Raw genomic sequence first — 21,429 nt, 5'->3', positions numbered from 1 at the left:
TATGGCAGATACAAAGAAAAAAGAGGGTACAGAAAAACCCACATTACACCCAAGAAATAAACATACCGGTCGTTACGATCTAAGAGCGCTTAAATTAATAAATACTGATTTAAAGCCGTTTGTAGAGAAAAACAAATACGGAAACTTAACGATAGACTTTTTTAATCCCGTTGCGGTAAAAGCCCTAAATAAAGCAATTTTAATTTCTCAATACGGTTTAGATTTTTGGGATATACCAGATGGTTTTTTATGTCCTCCAATTCCAGGTAGAGCCGACTATCTACACCATATAGCAGATGTATTGGCCGCCAGTAATGATGGAGATTTAGTTAAAGGTGAAAAGATAAAATGTCTAGATATTGGAGTTGGGGCAAATTGTGTGTACCCCATAATTGGAAATAATTCTTACGAATGGTCATTTATTGGTTCTGATATAGATTCAAAGGCAATTGAAGCAGCACAAAAAATTGTGACTTCAAATCCTTCCCTTCATGGTAAAATAGAATTTAGACTACAACCGAAACCTGAACATATATATTCTGGAGTTTTAAATACTGAAGAAAAGGTCGATTTAGCTATTTGTAACCCTCCATTTCACGCAACACAAGCTGAAGCAGAAGCAGGGACGCTTAGAAAATTAAGTAACCTGAAGAAAAAAAGGGTGAAAAAACCCGAGCTAAATTTTAGCGGACAAGGTGGCGAACTTTGGACAGACGGTGGCGAAAAACGATTTGTATTAAACATGATTAATGAAAGTGCCCAATATTCTAAAAATTGCGCTTGGTTTTCTACATTGGTATCAAAACAATCGAATCTTCGTGCGTTTTATGACAGACTAGAAAAAGTAGGAGTGGTGGAACACAAAACCACACCAATGGGACAGGGCAATAAACTAAGTAGAATTATAGCTTGGACATTTTTATCTGCACCAGAAATGGAAACTTGGGCGAACGATAGATGGAAAAACGAATAAAATTTTCGCCGAAAAACCTTTTAGGTTCAAAATACAGCCACTTTAAGCCGTTTTAATCTTAAATAGACCCGAAGGGTCGAATTTTTTTTGAAAATAAGCACTATACCTAAAATGCCAGGAGAAACAGATATTAGCGTACTATTAAAGAGCTTAAAACCCATTTTAAATGATGGAAGCTATGTTTTTGTTTGCTTACAAGCATTAGATAAAAAACTTAGAGAACACATTTTATTCGAATTTAAAGAAAAGGAAGGCATAACGATTGTTTTAAGAAAAGAGAAAGCCGACGAATTAAATCTTGATTATGAATTTGTTGCTTCATGGATAACTCTAAATGTTCACTCCGCATTAGAAGCCGTTGGATTAACGGCGGCAGTTTCTACCGCATTAACAAAATATAATATCAGTTGCAATGTAGTGGCAGCGTATTATCACGACCACATTTTTGTCCCTATCAAAGACACGACAAAAGCAATGGCAATTTTAGGTGAGTTTTCAGGAAAATAAAGGGCTTTTTATTTTCCTGAAAATTCTATTTTATCCTAATTTGTTTAAAGCTCTTTCTATTCTAGAAATTGTTTCTTCTTTACCAATCATCGCCATAATATCGAAAATATGCGGTCCTTTCATATCACCAACTAAGAATAGGCGTAAAGGTGGCATCACTTTTCCGAAAGACAATTCTTTTTCGCCAATCCATGCTTTTACAATGGTTTCGCTATTTTCAGATGAAAAATTTTCTATAGGTTTTAATATAGAGATAAGATCGGTCATAATTTCTGCCGTATCTTCTTTCCATTGTTTTTTGGCTGCTTTCTCATTGTATTCATTGGGTGCTACAAAAAAGTAATCGCTTAATTCCCAAAAATCAGACACAAAAACTGCACGTTCTTTTATAAGCGTAACCACCTTCGTTACATAATCTAAACTTGAATTCTCACTACCTGAAATATGAGCCTCTACAACTGGTAAGTACAATTTAGCTAACTCATTATCAGCTGTTTCTTGAAGATAATGCTGATTGTACCATTTGGTCTTTTCAGGATCAAAACGCGCTCCAGATTTATTTACACGGTCTAAACTGAACGTTTCTACCAATTCATCTAAAGAAAATAATTCTTGTTCCGTACCAGGATTCCATCCTAATAAAGCCAAGAAATTAATAACCGCCTGGGGGAAATAACCAGATTCTTTATACCCAACAGATTCGTTCCAAGAAAGAGGAAAAACAGGGAAACCCATTTTTTCACCATCGCGTTTACTCAACTTTCCTTTTCCTACCGGTTTCATTATCAACGGTAAATGCGCAAATTCTGGAGCATCCCAACCAAAAGCATCATACAATTGTTTGTGCAGCGCCATAGAAGGCAACCATTCTTCCCCACGAATAACGTGAGTGATTTCCATTAAATGATCATCAACAATATTTGCTAAATGGTATGTTGGCATACCGTCACTCTTAAATAATACTTTATCGTCTAAAACGTTTGTGTCTATTTGAATTGAACCACGAATTAAATCTTTTAAATGTAATTTTTCATCTGGTGGATTTAAAAATCGAATTACGAAATCATCACCATTATCTAAACGACTTTTAACTTCATCTGGCATCAATGACAACGAGTTGTCAAGCTTTAATCTATTATGCCAATTATATATAAATGTTTTTCCGCTTTCTTCATGCTCTTTTCTGTGCCCATCTAAACTCTCTGCACTATCGAATGCGTAATATGCATGACCACTTTCAATTAAATCATCGGCATATTTTTTATATAACGATTTACGCTCGCTCTGTCTATATGGACCAAATCCGCCGTCTTTACCAATACCTTCGTCAAAAGGAATACCGCACCAATTCAAAGAATCAATAATATACTGCTCAGCACCTTCAACATATCTATTCTGATCAGTATCTTCTATTCTAAGAATAAAATCACCACCATGCTTTTTAGCAAATAAATAATTAAATAGGGCAGTACGGACACCACCAATATGTAATGGCCCAGTAGGACTAGGGGCAAAACGAACACGAACTTTCTTCGACATACTTTTTTTATAAGATCACAAAGATACATAACCGCTACTTTGTATCTAAAGATTTACAAATAGGATTTTAATGTCGTCTTTTTTAAAAATTTACTATTAGATGCCTAGTTATAAAATACACAGTGTTTTGATTTAACAAATATTTCCCAACAAACATAGGTGATAACCGTTATCTTGGTATAAAAAAGAACAATTGCAAGACTATAAACACATTTTAGACCGATTAAATCAGTTTATTCAGAAACATTACTCTCAAGTTCTACTGAAAGGTATATTATTATTCTTTGCCCTTGGGTTATTGTTTTTCTTATTGATTTTAGGAGTAGAATATTTTCTGTGGATGAATACCACAGGAAGAATGATTCTTTTCGGAATTTTTATAGCGGTTGAACTATTTCTTCTTTTCAAATACATTTTAACCCCAATTTTCTACTTATTTAAATTAAAACAGGGCATCGGACCAAAAGATGCCGCACAAATCATCGGGAATTATTTTCCTGAAGTGGGAGATAAGCTTACCAATTTATTAGATCTGGCAAACGACCCAGAACAATCAGAATTATTACTCGCTAGTATAAACCAAAGATCAAAACAGCTAGACCCAATTCCGTTTTCAAATGCTATTGACTTTAAAGATTGCTTAAAATATTTGAAGTATGTTATAATTCCCATTGCTATAATAGGGCTATTGTTAATCTCAGGAAATTGGAATAGTTTTTTTGGAACTTATGAACGGGTAGTTAACTATGAAATGGCATATGAAAAGCCAGCACCTTTTCAATTCGAATTATTATCAGATGATTTAAAAACATTACAAGATGAAACCTTTACCATACAGGTTGCTACTAGGGGTGAATTAAAGCCTGAAAATGTATATATAGAAATAGATGACAAGCAGATTCTATTGCAACAAAACAATGGTTTCTATGAATATGAATTTACACCACCATTAACTACAACAAACTTTAAGTTTATGGCAAATGAAGTCAATTCTAGAGAATATACATTAACCGCTTTAGAAACACCATCCATTTTAGATTTTACCATGAATCTTACATATCCTTCATACCTAAACAAACCAAATGAAACAATAAAAAGTACGGGAAACGCTGTAATACCTGAAGGCACCAAAATACAATGGAAAATAAATGGTGAAAATACCGATAAGATTAATCTCTCCACAAAAGACACGATACTACAGCTAACAAAAGAAAACAATACGTTCCAACTGGAAAAACGTATCTACAATGATTTCAATTATGAGCTAACAACCACCAACAAAAATGTTGAAGACTACGAACGTCTAACCTATAACTTTAAAGTAATTAAAGATGGGTACCCTACAATCAAGGTTAATCAAGTTCTAGATAGTTTGAATCCGAATGTATCTTACTACACCGGTAATGCAACAGATGATTATGGTTTACGCAAAATTGATGTTGTGTATTTTGAAGTTGGAAAAGAAGAAAAAAAGAATACCATAAACCTATTAAAACCTACTTCAAACTATGAGCAATTTTATTACACTTTCCCCTCTGGTTTAGCACTTGAAGCAGGCAAAAATTATGGCTTTTATTTCGAGGTTACAGACAACGATGCTATACATAATGGCAAGACAACCAAAAGTCAAATATACCAACAAGTATTGCTAGATGAAAATCAATTAACAAACAAAGATTTAGAGTCGCAACAATCCCTTATAAAAGACCTTGATAAATCGTTACAAAAATCTAAAGAACAAAAAGAATATTTAGAAGAAATCAATCAAAATCAGAAAGAAAAAAACAGTCTAAATTTTAATGATAAAAATCAAATAAAAGACTATTTAAAAAAGCAAGAACTGCAAGAACAGCTGAGGCAAAAATTCAGTAAAGAATTAAAAGAAAATTTGAATAAAGAAAACAAAGATGACAAATTAAACCAACTGTTACAAGATCGTTTAGAACGTCAAGAAAAACAAGCTAAGAAAAACCAACAACTCCTTGAAGAACTTAATAAAGTAGCTGATAAGATAAAGAAGGAAGACCTTACCAAAAAACTAGAAGAACTAGGTAAAAAACAACAGAATAGTCAACGTAGCCTTGAACAGTTATTAGAATTAACCAAACGGTATTATGTTACAGAAAAGGCATCTCAGATTGCACGCGATCTAGAAGAATTAGCTAAAAAACAAGAAGAACTTTCAGAACAAAAAAATGAAAATAATACCGCTGAAGAACAGGAAAAACTAAACGAACAATTTGATAAAATATCAGCCGAACTAGACGACCTAAAAAAGGACAATGAAAAGCTCAAAAAACCAATTGATATAAATATTGATAAAAGTAAAAAAGAAGGGGTAAAAGAAGACCAAAAAAAGGCACTAGAAGAACTTGAAAAAAACAACTCTAAAGACCACAATAAACCAACCAGTTCTGACGCAAATAAAAAGCAAAAATCTGCTTCAGATAAAATGAAAGAAATGAGTGAACAACTTAGCGAATCATCTTCTGGTGGAGGCGGTGGTTCATCTGTAACTGAAGATGCAGAAATGCTAAGACAAATTCTTGATAACCTTATCATATTTTCATTCAAACAAGAAACTTTATATGACAGACTAACAGCTAGAGAAGACCAAGATGCTACTCAATATTCTGAAAGGGTGCGCGATCAGAATGAATTAAAGAGTTTATTCGAACATGTTGATGATAGTCTTTTTGCATTATCACTTCGACAGGCTGAGCTTTCAGAATTTGTGAATGAACAAATTACCGAAGTATATTATAACATTGACAAATCTTTAGAAACCATGGCAGATGGTCAAATGTTTCAAGGAATTTCTCATCAGAAATATGTCTTAACAGCAGCAAATAGCCTTGCCGATTTTTTAGCAGAAGTAATGGACAATATGAATTCAAGCATGCAAATGGGCAAAGGTTCTGGACAAAGCGAAGGTGGTTTTCAATTACCAGATATCATCAAAGGACAACAGCAATTAGGTGAAAAAATGGGTCAACAAGGTAAATCTGGGAGTGAAGGAAAACAGGGTAAAAGTGGAGAAGTTAAACAGGGTGAAAACGGAGAAAATGGTGAAGGTGGAAAACAAGGCGAACGTGGTAAACAGGGGGCTAACGGAAAAGAAGGAGAGAGCGGAAGTGACGGGGAAAATGGTAAAAATGGAGAAGGAAAAAGTGGGAAAAATGGTATAAATGGTGAAGCTGGGGAAAATGGTCAAGGAAATAATGGGTCTAACGGTACAAACGGGCAAGGGCAAGGTTCAATGAGTGAAACTGAACTTAAAGAAATTTATGAAATCTATCAAAATCAACAAAAATTAAGACAAGAATTAGAAAAACAACTTGAAAATATGATAAATTCTGGTGATCAAAAATTAGGACAAAAATTGATCAAACAGATGGAAGATTTTGAGAACGATCTTTTAGAAAATGGAGTAACACAACGTACCATCAACAAAGCCAATACTATACAGTATGAATTGTTGAAATTAGAGAATGCAGCACTTAAGCAAGGAGAGAAATCTGAGCGAGAAAGTAATAGGAATACCAAAGACTTCACAAATCCTATTACTACTAAACCCTCATTATTAGATAATTATCGTAATGAAGTTGAAATTTTAAATAGGCAAAGCTTACCTTTGCGGCAAAATTTTCAATCTAAGGTTAAAGAGTACTTCAAAGCAAATGATTAATTACAATTACCTAACAGAATTTAAACTTGTAGCAGAAAATAACTTCGATTCATGGATTACAAAATCTTGTAATACCGAAGGGTTTTCTATAATTGAACTCAACTACATTTTTTGTAGTGATGACTACTTGCTTAAAATAAATCAAGATTACTTACAACACGATTATCTAACAGACATTATCACTTTTGATTATGTGTCAGGAAAAAATGTGTCGGGCGACCTATACATTTCAATTGACCGCGTAAAAGAAAACGCAAAAGAGTTTAATGTTTCATTTGATAATGAATTAAAACGCGTAATGATTCATGGGGTTTTACATCTTATGGGTTATTCGGATAAATCGGATGCAGCTACTGCCGAAATGCGCGCTAAAGAAGAAGAAAAAATAAAGCTGTTCCACGTGGAACAATAGAAAATATGTTTGGAGAAGAATATGATGTAATTGTAGTTGGCGGAGGACACGCCGGTGCAGAAGCGGCAGCAGCAGCTGCAAACTTGGGTTCAAAAACCTTATTAGTAACTATGAATTTGCAAAATATAGGACAGATGTCTTGTAACCCAGCAATGGGTGGAATTGCAAAAGGACAAATTGTTAGGGAGATCGATGCACTCGGTGGATATAGCGGAATAGTATCAGATAAATCTGCTATACAATTTAAGATGCTTAACAAATCTAAAGGACCTGCAATGTGGAGTCCAAGAACCCAAAACGATAGAATGCGTTTTGCAGAAGAGTGGCGTTTAATGTTAGAACGAACTCCGAACGTAGACTTTTATCAAGAAATGGTTTCTGGATTGTTAGTAGAAAATCATAAAGTTGTTGGTGTAAAGACTTCTTTAGGAATTGATATACGATCAAAAGCAGTTGTATTAACTAATGGAACTTTCTTGAATGGACTCATTCATATTGGAGAAAAACAATTTGGTGGTGGTAGAGCAGGAGAAAAAGCAGCGACAGGAATTACAGAACAACTAGTTGAATTAGGTTTTGAAAGTGGAAGAATGAAAACTGGAACTCCGCCAAGAGTTGATGGAAGATCTTTAGATTATTCTAAAATGATTGTTCAACCTGGTGATGCAATTCCTGAAAAATTCTCTTATACAAATACAAAACCATTAGCACATCAACGTGATTGTTACATGACACATACAAGTGCAATGGTTCATGATTTGTTACGCGAAGGTTTTGACAGATCACCAATGTTCAATGGCAGAATAAAAAGTTTAGGTCCAAGATACTGCCCATCTATTGAAGATAAAATAAACAGATTTGCTGATAAAGACAGTCACCAAATGTTTATTGAACCTGAAGGTTGGGAAACTGTAGAAGTATATGTAAACGGATTTTCAACTTCTTTACCAGAAGATGTTCAGTTCAAAGCACTACGTTCTGTAGTAGGTTTTGAAAAAGTAAAATTCTTTAGACCAGGTTATGCCATAGAGTACGACTATTTTCCGCCAACACAATTGAAACACACTTTAGAAACTAAGTTAGTTGAAAATTTATATTTCGCAGGACAAATAAATGGAACTACTGGATATGAGGAAGCAGCATCGCAAGGATTGATGGCTGGCATAAATGCACATCTAAAAATAAAAGAAGAAAATCCATTAATACTAAAAAGAGACGAAGCATACATTGGTGTATTGATAGACGACCTAATTACCAAAGGTACAGAAGAACCATATAGAATGTTTACCTCTCGTGCGGAGTATAGAACATTACTTAGACAAGATAATGCTGATTTAAGATTAACACCTTTGAGCCATGCTATAGGTTTTGCGACAGATGAAAGAATGAAAAGGATGGAGCAAAAACTAGAACAGTCAGAAACTCTTGTTAACTACTTTCGAGAAACTAGTGTATTGCCAAAGGACATTAATCCAATCTTTGAAAGCGTTGATTCATCTTTAGTAAAACAATCTGATAAAATGTACAAAGCCTTTTCAAGACCTAATGTTACTATGGAACATATGTTGCAATTACAAGATGTTTCTAATTTTGTAAAACAAAATAATTTCGATAGTGAGGTACTTGAACAAGCAGAAGTACAAATAAAATATTCTGGATATATAGCAAAAGAAAAACTGAATGCTGATAAACTTCATAGATTAGAAGCGGTTAAGATTCCTGCTAATTTTGATTACTCAAAATTGAAATCTTTATCTTTTGAAGCGAGAGAAAAAATGACAAAAATTCAACCCGTTACTATTTCTCAAGCATCAAGAATTAGTGGAGTTACACCGAGTGACATCAGTGTACTTTTAGTTTTTCTTGGAAGGTAGGGCAAATTGTTCCACGTGGAACAATGAAAAGTTATAGCAAAAATTTCAATATTTATAATTAAGACATGCCTAATCACATTTCAAAAATCTTGACAAAGGATTTTCTAGTAACTCAAGAATCATTTGAATTAGAATATGATTCTAAATACGATATGCTAGTTACAAAACCTATACCCGAAGACTTAGAAAAATACTACGACCCAAATAATTATATTTCACATTCCGATAATGGAAAAAGTCTAGTTGAAAAAATTTATCAAAATGTAAAAAAATACACCTTAAACAAAAAAGTAAAGCTGATAAATGAGTATACTACAGATGATAAAAATTTACTTGATATAGGATGTGGAACAGGAGAATTTCTAATCAATGCAAAAAATAAAAATTGGAAAACAGTAGGGGTAGAGTTAAATGATAGTGCAAGAAAGAAAGCAGTAGATAAAGAACTAGAAATTTATAAATCATTGGATGATTTAAATAGTAAAAAATTTGATGTCATAACACTATGGCATGTCCTAGAACATCTGCCAGATTTAGATAAGCAGATAAATAAAATAACATCTTTATTAAATAAAAACGGGACACTCATAATTGCTGTTCCAAATTACAAATCATATGACGCTCAATACTACAAAGAGTTTTGGGCAGCTTATGATACACCAAGACATATATGGCATTTTTCACAAAAAGCAATAAGAAGTATTTTTAAAAATAAAAAAATAGAAGTAGTCAATACTTTACCAATGTACTTCGATTCTTTTTATGTTTCATTATTATCAGAAAAATATAAATCTGGTTCTTCAAATTACTTAAAAGCAATTTACAGAGGATTTATCTCAAATATAAAGGCAAAGACATCTACTGAGTATTCTTCTCTAATATATGTGCTCAAAAAAGAGTAAAAAGCTATTTAAAACTTATTTAAAGGAATAACTAATCTAATCTATATACCATATCAAATAAATCTAAATAATCCCTTAAATAAGCTTTAAAATCGATAGAAAAAATAAGAAAAACTGATATTCTAAATTTTAATAATAAGAAATATCTATTTTTACTTAGATCTCATCATTTATCTTGATTTTAAAACATTTTCATTCTAAAAGCTTTATTACTTTTGCACGACATAAAAATGAAAAAAATGAAAAACATAATTTTAATTTTCGCTATCGCATTATTAGCATCTTGCCAACAAGAAAAAATCGGATACGTAGATAACGTAAAATTGATGGATGAGTATCAACAAAAAATTGATGTTGAATCTAAATTCAAAGTTAAAGCAGATGCTTTAGCAAAAACTAGAGATAGTATTTCTCAAGCTTTTCAATTTGAGGCACAAGCCTTTCAAGCTAAAGCTCAATCAATGTCTCAAACAAAAGCGCAGGAAGAATATGCAGCAATGCAGCAAAGAGGTCAAATTATTGGTCAACAACTTCAACAACAAGACCAACAATTACAAATGGAAGGTCAGACTGAAATGGACAGTATAGTTTCTGTAGTGAAAAAAGAAATTAAGGCCTACGGTGAATCAAAAGGTTACTCTTACATACTAGGTGGAGGAGATGGTGGTAGTGTTCTTTATGGCAAAGATGCCAATGATCTAACTGATGAGATTGTAAAGTTACTTAATGATAAGTACAAGAAATAAAACTATTATTTACTATAATTAAAAAGCCGGTCAATGACCGGCTTTTTTTATTCTATTATATTAGTCTAAAATCTTTCTAGTTCATGCTCTATATTAAACTGATCCTTAGGTAAAAATCCCTTTACAATAAGAACAACTCCACATATCACTAATATTATCCCTATAACCTTTTTTATAAGTACAATCCTTTTAACCGTCAATTTTCTCTTTAACTGTTTCGCTAATAGAATTTTAAAAATATCTGTTATAAAATAAGAAAGCAATACAGTAGCAAAAAAAGTGAAAAATCTATTTGGTTGATTATCTAAGCTTGGTCCTATAATAATTATAATACCCAACCAAAATACAAGAACCCCAATATTAATAAAGTTAAGTAAAAAGCCTTTTATAAAAAGACTAAAGAAATCTGATTTATTAATCTTCCTAGACTCATCTGGTATTTCTTTTTTATCAACTTTTAAAAAAGTAAATAACCCATAAATTAAAAGAATTACACCACCAAAAACATAAAGCCCCGGTTGATTACTTAAATTTTCAAGAAGTTGAAAACTACTAAAATAAGCTACTAGGATAAATAATATATCTGCCAAAAATACTCCCAAATCAAAAGTAATAGCAGCGCGAAAACCTTTTACAGCGCTAGTTTGTAGCAAAACAAAAAAAACAGGCCCTACCATAAAACTTAAGAAAAAGCCTAAAGGGATTGCTGCCTGAATATCTTCTAACATCTACGTTTACATTCTTTTAATAGTACCGCCAAATACAGTTTTCTCTTCTAACCTTTCAGGATTGCCATATACTTGAACCTCCCCACCTGCTTTAACCGTTGCTTTAACATAGTCTTTGGCATTAATTTCTGCTCTAGACCCTGCATTTACATTTATTGTAGAAAAATTTGTTTTGAAATTTTTACCTTCATAAACACCACCTGTATTTATTTGCACATCTTGAAAATTAGACGATCCAGTGGTTCTTATAATTCCGCCTGAAACAGACTTTATCAACATTTGCTCAACCTCTGCATTAACAATCAACTCACCACCTTCTTGAGCTTTTAATTCTAATATCTCTTGTTGAATAATCTGTTCAGTAACAATTCTAGCATCCTCATTAACATCGATAACCAAAATATCTCCGGTATAATATAAATCTACAAACGTTTTATATCCACTAAAAATTTTACCGATTTGCATCCGTATTTTTAAAATACCTTCGTTATTAACAATTGCGACTTTACTGGTATTCTCACCAGTTATAATAACTTTATTCTCTGTAGATTTAATAAGATTGATAGATAAACCATCAAATCCTTTTAATTCTTTAAAGGGCTCTAAATTTTGGGTAATCTTATTTTCCTGGCCTGTAACCAAAAGACATCCAAAGAGAAACATTATAACTACTATTTGTTTCATTCTTTTACGTGTAATTTTTTAGAAAAACTTTAATTTAAAATAGTTTTTCTAATTCAGCCTTATAATACCAAAATCTATTCCAAATTAATTATTCTTATCCGGAATTAAAGCAAAATCTAAATGTCTTTTGACTAAATCGGTATTTTTAACCATAACGGTTATCTCATCACCTAAGGTATATTTCTTTTTGGTTCGTTCACCAACGATAGCGTATTGCTTCTCGTCAAAGATATAATAATCTCCTTTAATGTCTCTAATACGAATCATGCCTTCACATTTATTATCAATGATTTCAACATAAATACCCCATTCGGTAACACCACTAATTACACCACGGAATTCCTCATCTTTATGATCTTGCATGAACTTAATCTGCATGTACTTTATAGAATCTCGTTCAGCACTTGACGCTAAATATTCCATATCTGACGAATGCTTACATTTCTTCTCGAATTCTTCTGCATTTGCAGAACTACCACCATCTAAATAATGTTGCAATAAACGATGCACCATTACATCGGGGTATCTTCGAATAGGAGAAGTAAAATGGGTATAATAATCAAAAGCTAATCCATAATGTCCAATATTATCAATAGTATAAATCGCTTTGCTCATACTACGTATCGTAAGTGTATCAACCATATTTTGTTCTTTTTTACCTTTTACATCTTGTAGTAATTGGTTTAAAGAAGAACTAATAGATTTCTTATCCTTGAAATCTAATTTATGTCCGAATTTAGAAACGATACCATTCAAGGCCATTAACTTATCTGGATCAGGATCATCGTGAATTCGATAAACAAATGTCTTTTTAGGTTTTTGTTTACCAATAAATTCAGCAACTTTTCTATTTGCTAAAAGCATAAACTCTTCAATCAGCTTATTAGCATCTTTAGATTCTTTGAAATAAACTCCGATTGGCTCACTATTCTCATCAAGATTAAAACGAACTTCAACTTTATCAAAAGAAAGTGCACCTTGATCCATACGCTTAGAGCGCATAATTTTTGCAAGTCTGTCCATCTCTAAAGTAGCCTCTACAACTTCTTTAGACACAGAATAAGCTGCGTCTCTAATCGAAATTTCTTCTGGTATATTGCCACTGCCTGTCTCTATGATATATTGAGCCTCTTCATAAGCAAAACGTTCATTAGAATCGATTACAGTTCTTCCAAACCATTGATTTCTTATGGTTGCATTCTTATCTAGCTCAAATATGGCAGAAAAAGTATACTTTTCTTCATTAGGTCTTAAGGAACATGCATTGTTAGAAAGGACTTCTGGTAACATGGGTACTACACGATCGACTAAATAAACAGATGTTGCTCTTTCATAGGCTTCATCATCTAAAATGGTGTCTTTCTGTAAGTAATGAGAAACATCGGCAATATGAATACCTATCTCATAATTACCATTTTCTAAAATTTGAAACGATAATGCATCATCAAAATCTTTAGCATCTTTTGGATCAATTGTAAACGTAAGAACATCACGTACATCTCTACGTTTTTTAATTTCCTCTTCTTTAATGCTAGTATCTAAACCATCCGCAAAATTTTGAACATCTGCAGGAAAAGAATATGGTAAACCATACTCCGCTAAAATGGAATGAATTTCAGTATCATGTTCGCCAGGTATACCTAAAACTTCGGTAACTCTACCAAAAGGAGAATCAACATCATCGGGCCAATCGGTTATTTCTACTAAAACCTTTTCACCATCATTTGCTCCATTTAATTTATCTTTCGAAACAAAAATATCGGTATACATTCTAAAATCTGAAGGTCTTACGAATGCAAATGTCTTCTGCATATCAACAATACCAACGAAAGTTGTCTTGTACCTTTCAAGAATCTTTACGATTTCACCTTCAAGTTTTTTACTTTTACTTCTAGGGTAGATATAAACCTCTACTTTATCTTTATGAAAAGCTTTATTTAATTTATTGGCAGGAATAAAAATATCGTCATCCATACCTTCGACTACGATATATGCATTTCCTTTTCCTGTAACATCTACAGTACCAACGTGATAAGATTTTGTATCCTCTAAAACCTGATACTGACCTCTATCAACCTCTTTAATTCTTTTTTTCTCTTTCAGCTCAGTTAACCTTTTTATAAGTGTATTTCTTTCTTGAGCATCGGTAATATCAATTTTGGCAGCAATTTGCTTATAGTTAAAACTTTTATTCGGATCCTTTTCAAGAACGGTAAAAATTCCTTTAGTAATTTCGTTCTTTCTATGGTTCTTCGCCTTCTTATTCTTCTTCGACATTAAACTTTTAATTTGTTGGAAAATTACGAATTATAATCCACTACCAATTAATCAACTTCTTATTGAAAAGTTAAGGAAACAAGTTGTTATTAACATATATATCATAATTGGCATTTTTTCTTTTAAATTAAATTAAATATTAATGATTATTATAGCTTGTTAATATCTGGAATAACTTATTTCAATATTACTTGACATTATGAGATACTAATACTTGTTGACGATCAATTTATATAATCTATAATTGAGAATCAGTATTTTGAGAAGTTATTAAACATGGTTTATAAGTGCTATTAACATGAATTTATTAATAACTAAATGTAATTTTAATGTTAACTAGGGTTGTTATTTTGATGAAAATCCTCTAATAGTTTCTAATATTTAAATTCGTCTTCAGAGGATTAATAATGTAAGCAGATGTTAACTTTAATAAGCAAATTTTTTAGCAACTTTTTCTAAACAATTTATGCATTACCTAATCTTGCTTATAACATACTAATTAACAATTTAAATTAATTAGATAATAACAAATGTTGTGAACCCCTCGTTTTTTGTTGTGAATGCCTGATTATTGTACCTTTAGCATGGTTTTATGCCATTCCCCACTGGTTATAAACAATGATCTATTAACCTTTAAATATTATACATATGAAAATAGCTATTGGTAACGACCATGCTGGTACAGAATACAAGTTAGCTATAATAGGTTTACTTAAATCTATACAGATTGAGGTTATTAACTATGGTACAGATGGTACTGATAGTGTTGATTATCCTGATTTTGCACACCCTGTGGCATTAGATGTTGAAAATGGTACCGCCGATTATGGTATTTTAATCTGTGGTAGTGGCAATGGGGCTTCTATGACCGCCAATAAGCAACAAAATGTAAGAGCTGCATTATGTTGGACAAAAGAGATAACGAAACTAGCTAGAGAACATAACGATGCCAATATATTAAGTTTACCGGCGAGGTATATTTCTTTACCTCAAGCACTTGAAATGGTTTCTACGTTTTTAAACACTTCTTTTGATGGAGGTAGACATGAACGTAGAATTGAAAAGATTCCACTTCAGTAGATAGTTATTATAACTATGTTGATAACCCAAAATAGTTATTACAACTACTTAATAATCAAATATTTATTAGGTTATAGATATGAACATATCTAGTTAATTAAGCAAACTCATGTTAGATATAAAAGTAATTGGTTTTAAAGAATTCGATATTGAAGAACTGTACAATGTACTACAATTACGAAGCGATATTTTTGTCGTAGAGCAAGATTGTGTTTATTTAGATTTAGATGGTAAAGATGGTAAAGCTTTTCACGTCATCGGCTTTAAAGACAATACGCTAGTAGCATATACAAGAATTTTTAAGCCAGGCGATTATTTTGACCAAGCAAGTATTGGCAGGGTTGCGGTACATAAAGATTTTAGAAAATTTGGTTATGGTAAAGTAATTATGGAAGCTTCTATTAAAGCTGTAGAAAAACGTTTTAGTGAAAATGAAATAAAAATTTCAGCTCAAAAATACCTTACCAAATTTTACACAGATTTAGGATTTAATGCCACAGGAAAAGAATATTTAGAAGACGGTATACCGCATTTAGAAATGATTAAAACATAAAAAAAGTCCACTAATTGCGGACTTTTTTAATACGTTATTTTAAAATATTTAAATTTTGATAGGCGTTTTATTACTTAAGTTAATATCCTCAAGCATATTATCTGTAAACTTATAATGACCTTTAGTTGTAATTATTCTAAACCGGTTAGAGTTCATTCTACTTAACGTGTCTAAAAACAACCACTTCGATTTTAATAATCTTGTCTTTGGAGATTTGAGACTAATATCAAAATAATATTTTCTTCCATTTTTTATTGCAACAATATCTGGAGTTATATTATCATTTTTTCCTTTTCTAGAATATGATTTAGGTGTTTCATAACCATCCATATCAGCCTTAATATTCTCGAAACCGGTAGCTTCTAAATGTTGAATTGACTTTTCTAAAAATTCTACGTTTTCTGACTTTTCTACTTTTACCATACCTAATAAAATAAAAAAAAAATGGACAATTCCTAATTTTAAACGTTGATTAACAATATGTTGGGTTTAAAAGTAGATTTTACACCACTATTATTTACAGCAAGATAACAGCGAAATAAGTACTATAAAACTATAAAAGAGAAAGTTATACTAGGTCGATTTTATGTTTTCATAAAGAACTTCGCCAATTTTTTTAACAACACCAACAACCAAGGCATTCCCCATAAAAAATGCTCTTTTGGTATTTGAAATACCCTCAAGTAATGTATGATCATCGGGGAACATATTCAAGCGTTCTAATTCAATGGGAGTTAATCTACGAAGTCCTTTTTTGGTGTTGATAACATGTTTAAACCGCGATGCGCTCTTACCGCCTTCACCAGTTATTATTGTTCTTGATGCATTGTCTAATGAATCAGGAAAAATCATATTACCCTCATTATAATGGTAAGCAAAACCAGATTTAGAAGTCCGGGTTTCTTTCTTTGAACCTTTTAGATAATACCATTTATCATGCTCCTCTTCAGGAATATAAAATTCTTCGGGTATTTCTTCTTTTTGTAAAACATCGGCTAAGACTGTTCTTTTACCAATATAACTAGCCTTAGTTTTAGCGGTGTATACTTTACCTTTAATGAACACTCCGGTATTTTGAAAAGGAGATAATTTTTCGCCTAAATTAAAATTTTTGGATAGTGAAACAAGATCTTCGGTAATATCAAATGAAATCATTTTAGAAGAAGTACTTGTAATAGGAAATGCTGTTGCAATTGTCCCTTTTTCAAAAATCCAGTCTTCAACTTTGGCTTTTTTAAATTGTTTATAAAGCGGCGTAGATTTATGGTATCCTAAGAAAAAAATACGTCTTCTTCTTTGTGGCATTCCATAATCTGCAGCGTTGATAACCCGCCATTCTACGGCATAACCTAAATCATCTAAACTTTTAAGCATTATGGCAAAATCTCTACCTCTTTGGTTTGACGGAGATTTTAACAATCGATCTACATTTTCAAGAAATAAGTATTTCGGCGGATTTTTCTTTTCCGATAAAATTCTATGAATGCTCCACCATAAAACCCCTTTTTTACCAATAAGTCCTTTAGAATTGTTCAGTGTAGCGGCAACGGAGTAATCTTGACAAGGAAAACCACCAACTAAAATATCGGCATCGGGTATATCTTTAGTGGGTACCTCAGAAATATCTTCATTTCTGTGATTCTCATGACCGAATCTAGCTTCATAAACTGTAGAGGCGTGCTGGGCTTTCGTACTAGGCTCAAATTGGTTACTCCAAACTACTTCGTAGTTCTCGGTATCCTCTAATCCTAAGCGAAATCCGCCAACACCCGCAAAAAGTTCTATGACCTTTAGTTTCTTCATTTGCGATAAAATTACATAATTTCACAAGGCTAATACTATTAGAAATTTTTTTACGGATGAAGAGAATACTATTAAAGAGGGCTTTTGTATTGATTTTGATTGTTTTAAATACAGCATGTGGCCTTCATATGGACGAAAAGAAATTATTGGTCGAAGAAATTGAAATTATAAAAAATGCTTTTGCACCAGATAAACGTACGGCACTTTTTAATTTAGAAGTATTAGATGGTCCATCTGGCTTTACTTTGGTAGGTGAAACAAATTTACCTTTAGCCGTAGATTCTTTAAATAGTCTTTTAAAGGAAAAGGGAATTACCGCTACCAATGATATAAAAATTTTACCAGCAGAAGATTTAGAGGGTATGACCAAGGCGGTTATTAACATCTCTGCAGCCAATCTTAGAAGTAACCCTAAACATTCGGCAGAACTGGCTACACAGGCCACTTTAGGTACTGTTGTTGATGTTCTAAAAAAAGAAGGGGATTGGTATTTGATACAAACACCAGATAAGTATTTGGCTTGGGTAGATTTAGGCGGAATAGAATTAATGAATGCAGATGATATAAAGGGGTGGACAACTGTGGATAAAATTATTTATACCAATACTTATGGGCATGCATTTAGTTCTGAAGAGGCTAAAAACAGAATATCTGATGTAGTTGCCGGAAGCTTATTAAAACTATTAAGTAGTGATGATGAGTATTATAAAATTGAATTTCCAGATGGTAGACAGGGGTACATTTCTAAAGATGAAGCAGAAGAATATGATACTTGGTTATCAAATCTGAGTTACAATGCAGATTCACTTATAGCTACTTCGAAAACCTTAATGGGTGTGCCTTACTTATGGGGTGGTACTTCTACAAAAGGTGTTGATTGTAGTGGCTACACAAAGACTATCTATTATTTAAATGGAATGGTAATTCCACGCGATGCATCTCAGCAAGTGCATGCTGGTAAGCCAATAGATTCTATTGCAGATTTCAGCAAATTACAGAAAGGAGATTTGTTGTTCTTCGGAAGAAAAGCAACAGAAACAAGCTCAGAAAAAGTAGTTCATGTAGGTATGTGGATCGGTGATAACCAATTTATACATTCATCTGAAATGGTACGTATAAGCAGTGTTGATAAAGATTCGCCAAATTTTGATGCGTTTAATGTAGGTAGATATTTAAGGACCCAACGCTTGTTAAATGAAGAGGATCCTTTGCTTCTAAACCTAAATATTACAAAACCGTTAAACGAATAACAGTTTTGGTTTTTAAAAGAGGTGTTTCATCGATTTTAAGATAAATAATATAACATAGTAATAATGAGCTCGTTTTAAAATAGCACGATCATTTATGTACTATGAAAAAAACAATTCTTCTAGTTTTAATCTGCTGTTTTGTAGGATCATCTATAGCTATTGCCCAAAAAGATGCTGCAACTTTATATTTTAAAGATGGCAAGCAATTAAAGGGAATGGCAAAGCTTGTAAATGGAGACCAGGTAAAATTCAAAATAAATAAGGGAGATAAACCAGAAAAATATCATTTTGAAAAACTTGAGCAAGTAGTTATCAATGATAGGGAAGAGCCATCTACCTACATTTATTTAGAAACCCGAGAAGGTTATTTTAATGTAGTAAGAGAATTAGAAATAGGCAAAGTAAGTCTTTATGTTCTCGAACAAACAGGGTATTCCGCACCCATGTTTGTTGGTAGTGCAAATGGCCAAATGAATATGGTGCATGGTAATTACTATGACATTAAAAATCTATATGTAAGTAAAGGAGTAAACGGAGAGGTAACCCACTTGGGGTCAAATCAGCTCTTTAGTAAGAATTTTAAAAATGCAGCTTCGACCTATTTTTCAGATTGTCCGGTTTTAGTGGAGAAAATTCAAAATAAAGAATACAAGAAAAAGCACATTAGAGACATTGTAAATTTTTATAATCTAAAATGTAATGAAGAACATGTGTTAATTCTTAAAAAATAGTACTACTGTAATATTGATTTTTATTAATCTACAGTAATAAACTCCCGTATATCTTTACTTAATTTAATAAGATCCGGTTCATGGGTATACATCATATGACCACCTTCATAATACTTCATTTGTACGCGCTCTTTTACGATTCCGTTTCTATCAAAAGTATATTCAGCATCAAAAAACGGAGTAATTAAATCATAATATCCACTTGCTACCATTACTTTCATAGCAGTATTTCTACGCATGGTTTCACCTAAATCCGGAGCAGTATTTACCGGCATCGGTTCCCAATATTGTCCATCGGGTACGGTTCTCCATCTCCAATTAGATCCACCACCAGAAGTAATATAGGGTCTATCCATTTTTACTTTTAAAGCTGAAGCGAAATAGTGATTTAAGCTAGCAGTGTAGGCAGCACTAATTTGATAACTTGCCGCATCGCCCAAATGTGGATTTTCAGAAACTTTATCTTCCTCATCACCCATAAATCGTCCGTCTAATCTACCAATTGCCAAACCTTTGTTTTCTAGTAGTTTTTTCTGAAAACGACCCATCAGTATTCTCAAATTAGATTGTAGAATATATGTTTTATCCAACCCTGTGAAATAAGAAAGTTTTTCAGCTATCGTGTTCTTTTCTGCTTCACTTAATGAATTGCCCTTGTATAAAGAAGGTATGTAGGTGTTGTATGTAAAATCTCTACATTCTTGTGTAAAGTTTTCTAAAGACTTGCCCTGACCTGCTTTTTTATGATACCAAGCAGTAGCCGCCATACTGGGTAAATAAGTAATGAACGAAGTAATATTGTTCTTTACTGAAGTAGAACCTGCATAATCTAAAGCTTGCGATATTAAAATCATTCCGTTCAAAGCCATATTTTGACCTGAACCTTCTAAAGCTTTTCCAAGAGCTGCGGCACGTGTGGTACCATAACTTTCACCAGCTAAATATTTAGGTGAAAACCAACGTTCGTTTTCGGTCACCCATTTTCTAATGAATTGAGCAAAAGAATCTACATCTTCTTTTAATCCGTAGAAATCTTTGCCCTCTCCTTTACCAACCAAACGACTATAACCGGTACCTACAGGATCAATAAAAACTAAATCGGTGACATCAAGTAAACCATGGTCGTTGTTCACTAAATTGTAAGGTGCGGCACCATCATCAGATTTGGCATCAGAATCTACTTTTACAATTTTTGGTCCAAAGAATCCCATGTGTAACCACATCGAAGCAGATCCTGGTCCGCCATTAAAAACGAAAGTTACCGGTCTTTTAGCAACATCTCCCATATTGGTTTTAGTATAGGCAACAGACCAAAAAGTAGCAATAGAATCTCCGTCTTTATTAGTTAAAAAAGTTTCTTTAGCCGTTGTTGTATAATCTATAGCCGTACCACCAAAAACACCTTTATGCTTGGTTATAAAAGATTTTGCTTCTGGTATGGGTTTCGTTTTAGTTTCCTTTTTTGAGTCTTGAGCTTGCAAAAATTGAAGAAACAAAATACTGGTTGCTAGTAATAGAAGATTTCTCATTTTGAGTAAAAGTATTGATGGTATCGTTAGTTTGTACTTTTAAAAGTAGCAATAATAAATGAACAGATGTACTGGTATTGATTGGAATATCTCTCAATAATCGCATCGCCTAAGGTATCAGAACATTGAGTATATTTATATATGTATTTTTTG

The 21,429-nt window shown here is 32.5% G+C and carries 18 protein-coding genes; 11 read left to right on the top strand and 7 right to left on the bottom strand.

Going from position 1 to position 21,429, the window contains the following annotated elements; genetic code table 11:
• Position 1 precedes the first annotated feature (1 nt).
• A complete protein-coding gene (gene rlmF / locus CLV90_RS01720; RefSeq protein WP_133685801.1) occupies positions 2-973 on the top strand; it encodes a 23S rRNA (adenine(1618)-N(6))-methyltransferase RlmF in 972 nt (323 codons plus the stop codon).
• A 111-nt stretch (positions 974-1,084) separates the two neighbouring features.
• Entirely contained in the window at positions 1,085-1,480 is a 396-nt protein-coding gene (locus tag CLV90_RS01715; protein ID WP_133685800.1) for an ACT domain-containing protein, read from the top strand.
• A 30-nt stretch (positions 1,481-1,510) separates the two neighbouring features.
• Here the strand turns inward: CLV90_RS01715 and gltX are convergent, their stop codons facing one another.
• Positions 1,511-3,019 carry a glutamate--tRNA ligase gene (gltX, locus tag CLV90_RS01710; RefSeq protein ID WP_133685799.1) on the bottom strand — a complete coding sequence of 503 codons (1,509 nt, stop codon included), beginning with the start codon at positions 3,017-3,019 and terminating at the stop codon, positions 1,511-1,513.
• Between the two features lie 193 nt (positions 3,020-3,212).
• Between gltX and CLV90_RS01705 the strand changes: the two genes are divergently transcribed.
• The 5 genes from CLV90_RS01705 (at position 3,213) to CLV90_RS01685 (ending at position 10,641) form a co-directional block, all read left to right on the top strand.
• Entirely contained in the window at positions 3,213-6,707 is a 3,495-nt protein-coding gene (locus tag CLV90_RS01705; RefSeq protein WP_133685798.1) for a DUF4175 family protein, read from the top strand.
• Positions 6,700-7,119, top strand: coding sequence for an rRNA maturation RNase YbeY (gene ybeY, locus CLV90_RS01700; protein WP_133685797.1), 420 nt, complete (start codon positions 6,700-6,702; stop codon positions 7,117-7,119). Before CLV90_RS01705 ends, ybeY begins: the two co-directional genes overlap by 8 nt.
• 5 nt (positions 7,120-7,124) lie before the next feature.
• Positions 7,125-8,993, top strand: a complete 1,869-nt coding sequence (gene mnmG / locus CLV90_RS01695) for a tRNA uridine-5-carboxymethylaminomethyl(34) synthesis enzyme MnmG (RefSeq protein WP_133685796.1) — start codon at positions 7,125-7,127, stop codon at positions 8,991-8,993.
• 65 nt (positions 8,994-9,058) lie between these two features.
• Positions 9,059-9,895, top strand: a complete 837-nt coding sequence (locus CLV90_RS01690) for a class I SAM-dependent methyltransferase (protein WP_133685795.1) — start codon at positions 9,059-9,061, stop codon at positions 9,893-9,895.
• A gap of 239 nt (positions 9,896-10,134) precedes the next feature.
• Complete coding sequence (locus tag CLV90_RS01685; RefSeq protein ID WP_133685794.1) at positions 10,135-10,641, top strand: OmpH family outer membrane protein; 507 nt, start codon at positions 10,135-10,137, stop codon at positions 10,639-10,641.
• Positions 10,642-10,706: 65 nt separating this feature from the next.
• On the opposite strand, the gene CLV90_RS01680 is transcribed toward CLV90_RS01685, so the two are convergent.
• The 3 genes from CLV90_RS01680 to rnr form a co-directional block, all read right to left on the bottom strand.
• The gene (locus CLV90_RS01680) at positions 10,707-11,369 is read right to left on the bottom strand and encodes a LysE family translocator (protein WP_133685793.1); all 663 of its coding nucleotides are present in this window, start codon (positions 11,367-11,369) and stop codon (positions 10,707-10,709) included.
• A gap of 6 nt (positions 11,370-11,375) precedes the next feature.
• Positions 11,376-12,053: a head GIN domain-containing protein gene (locus tag CLV90_RS01675; protein ID WP_133685792.1), complete on the bottom strand. Its 678-nt coding sequence runs from the start codon at positions 12,051-12,053 to the stop codon at positions 11,376-11,378.
• An 84-nt stretch (positions 12,054-12,137) separates the two neighbouring features.
• The gene (gene rnr / locus CLV90_RS01670) at positions 12,138-14,330 is read right to left on the bottom strand and encodes a ribonuclease R (RefSeq protein ID WP_133685791.1); all 2,193 of its coding nucleotides are present in this window, start codon (positions 14,328-14,330) and stop codon (positions 12,138-12,140) included.
• 648 nt (positions 14,331-14,978) lie between these two features.
• Here rnr and rpiB point away from each other — a divergent pair.
• Both rpiB and CLV90_RS01660 read left to right on the top strand, forming a co-directional pair.
• Positions 14,979-15,410 (top strand): ribose 5-phosphate isomerase B, encoded by a 432-nt coding sequence (gene rpiB, locus CLV90_RS01665; RefSeq protein WP_133685790.1) that lies wholly within the window; start codon positions 14,979-14,981, stop codon positions 15,408-15,410.
• Between the two features lie 109 nt (positions 15,411-15,519).
• Positions 15,520-15,963, top strand: coding sequence for a GNAT family N-acetyltransferase (locus tag CLV90_RS01660; protein ID WP_133685789.1), 444 nt, complete (start codon positions 15,520-15,522; stop codon positions 15,961-15,963).
• A 48-nt stretch (positions 15,964-16,011) separates the two neighbouring features.
• Here CLV90_RS01660 and CLV90_RS01655 read toward each other — a convergent pair whose 3' ends face one another.
• Together CLV90_RS01655 and dcm are read right to left on the bottom strand one after the other, a co-directional pair.
• Entirely contained in the window at positions 16,012-16,386 is a 375-nt protein-coding gene (locus tag CLV90_RS01655) for a hypothetical protein (RefSeq protein ID WP_133685788.1), read from the bottom strand.
• A gap of 150 nt (positions 16,387-16,536) precedes the next feature.
• Entirely contained in the window at positions 16,537-17,766 is a 1,230-nt protein-coding gene (gene dcm / locus CLV90_RS01650; RefSeq protein WP_133685787.1) for a DNA (cytosine-5-)-methyltransferase, read from the bottom strand.
• Between the two features lie 56 nt (positions 17,767-17,822).
• Between dcm and CLV90_RS01645 the strand changes: the two genes are divergently transcribed.
• Together CLV90_RS01645 and CLV90_RS01640 are read left to right on the top strand one after the other, a co-directional pair.
• Complete coding sequence (locus CLV90_RS01645) at positions 17,823-19,016, top strand: C40 family peptidase (protein WP_133685786.1); 1,194 nt, start codon at positions 17,823-17,825, stop codon at positions 19,014-19,016.
• A gap of 101 nt (positions 19,017-19,117) precedes the next feature.
• Positions 19,118-19,747, top strand: coding sequence for a hypothetical protein (locus CLV90_RS01640; RefSeq protein ID WP_133685785.1), 630 nt, complete (start codon positions 19,118-19,120; stop codon positions 19,745-19,747).
• A 23-nt stretch (positions 19,748-19,770) separates the two neighbouring features.
• Here the strand turns inward: CLV90_RS01640 and CLV90_RS01635 are convergent, their stop codons facing one another.
• Positions 19,771-21,276, bottom strand: a complete 1,506-nt coding sequence (locus tag CLV90_RS01635; RefSeq protein WP_133685784.1) for a S10 family peptidase — start codon at positions 21,274-21,276, stop codon at positions 19,771-19,773.
• Between the last annotated feature and the right edge of the window lie 153 nt (positions 21,277-21,429).

The sequence above is a fragment of the Maribacter spongiicola genome, assembly GCF_004364165.1.
Taxonomy (GTDB): Bacteria; Bacteroidota; Bacteroidia; order Flavobacteriales; family Flavobacteriaceae; genus Maribacter; species Maribacter spongiicola.
Note: the sequence above shows the minus strand (reverse complement) of the source record. Positions and strands in the feature narration are given on the sequence as shown.

What these genes read in the sequence shown, in the direction of transcription:
- dcm (WP_133685787.1), bottom strand. Translation starts at nt 17,766, where the DNA reads ATGAAGAAACTAAAGGTCATAGAACTTTTTGCGGGTGTTGGCGGATTT.
- CLV90_RS01640 (WP_133685785.1), top strand. Translation starts at nt 19,118, where the DNA reads ATGAAAAAAACAATTCTTCTAGTTTTAATCTGCTGTTTTGTAGGATCA.
- rlmF (WP_133685801.1), top strand. Translation starts at nt 2, where the DNA reads ATGGCAGATACAAAGAAAAAAGAGGGTACAGAAAAACCCACATTACAC.
- CLV90_RS01655 (WP_133685788.1), bottom strand. Translation starts at nt 16,386, where the DNA reads ATGGTAAAAGTAGAAAAGTCAGAAAACGTAGAATTTTTAGAAAAGTCA.
- CLV90_RS01635 (WP_133685784.1), bottom strand. Translation starts at nt 21,276, where the DNA reads ATGAGAAATCTTCTATTACTAGCAACCAGTATTTTGTTTCTTCAATTT.
- CLV90_RS01685 (WP_133685794.1), top strand. Translation starts at nt 10,135, where the DNA reads ATGAAAAACATAATTTTAATTTTCGCTATCGCATTATTAGCATCTTGC.
- CLV90_RS01660 (WP_133685789.1), top strand. Translation starts at nt 15,520, where the DNA reads ATGTTAGATATAAAAGTAATTGGTTTTAAAGAATTCGATATTGAAGAA.
- CLV90_RS01680 (WP_133685793.1), bottom strand. Translation starts at nt 11,369, where the DNA reads ATGTTAGAAGATATTCAGGCAGCAATCCCTTTAGGCTTTTTCTTAAGT.
- CLV90_RS01675 (WP_133685792.1), bottom strand. Translation starts at nt 12,053, where the DNA reads ATGAAACAAATAGTAGTTATAATGTTTCTCTTTGGATGTCTTTTGGTT.
- CLV90_RS01645 (WP_133685786.1), top strand. Translation starts at nt 17,823, where the DNA reads ATGAAGAGAATACTATTAAAGAGGGCTTTTGTATTGATTTTGATTGTT.
- mnmG (WP_133685796.1), top strand. Translation starts at nt 7,125, where the DNA reads ATGTTTGGAGAAGAATATGATGTAATTGTAGTTGGCGGAGGACACGCC.
- rpiB (WP_133685790.1), top strand. Translation starts at nt 14,979, where the DNA reads ATGAAAATAGCTATTGGTAACGACCATGCTGGTACAGAATACAAGTTA.
- CLV90_RS01690 (WP_133685795.1), top strand. Translation starts at nt 9,059, where the DNA reads ATGCCTAATCACATTTCAAAAATCTTGACAAAGGATTTTCTAGTAACT.
- rnr (WP_133685791.1), bottom strand. Translation starts at nt 14,330, where the DNA reads ATGTCGAAGAAGAATAAGAAGGCGAAGAACCATAGAAAGAACGAAATT.
- CLV90_RS01715 (WP_133685800.1), top strand. Translation starts at nt 1,085, where the DNA reads ATGCCAGGAGAAACAGATATTAGCGTACTATTAAAGAGCTTAAAACCC.
- ybeY (WP_133685797.1), top strand. Translation starts at nt 6,700, where the DNA reads ATGATTAATTACAATTACCTAACAGAATTTAAACTTGTAGCAGAAAAT.
- gltX (WP_133685799.1), bottom strand. Translation starts at nt 3,019, where the DNA reads ATGTCGAAGAAAGTTCGTGTTCGTTTTGCCCCTAGTCCTACTGGGCCA.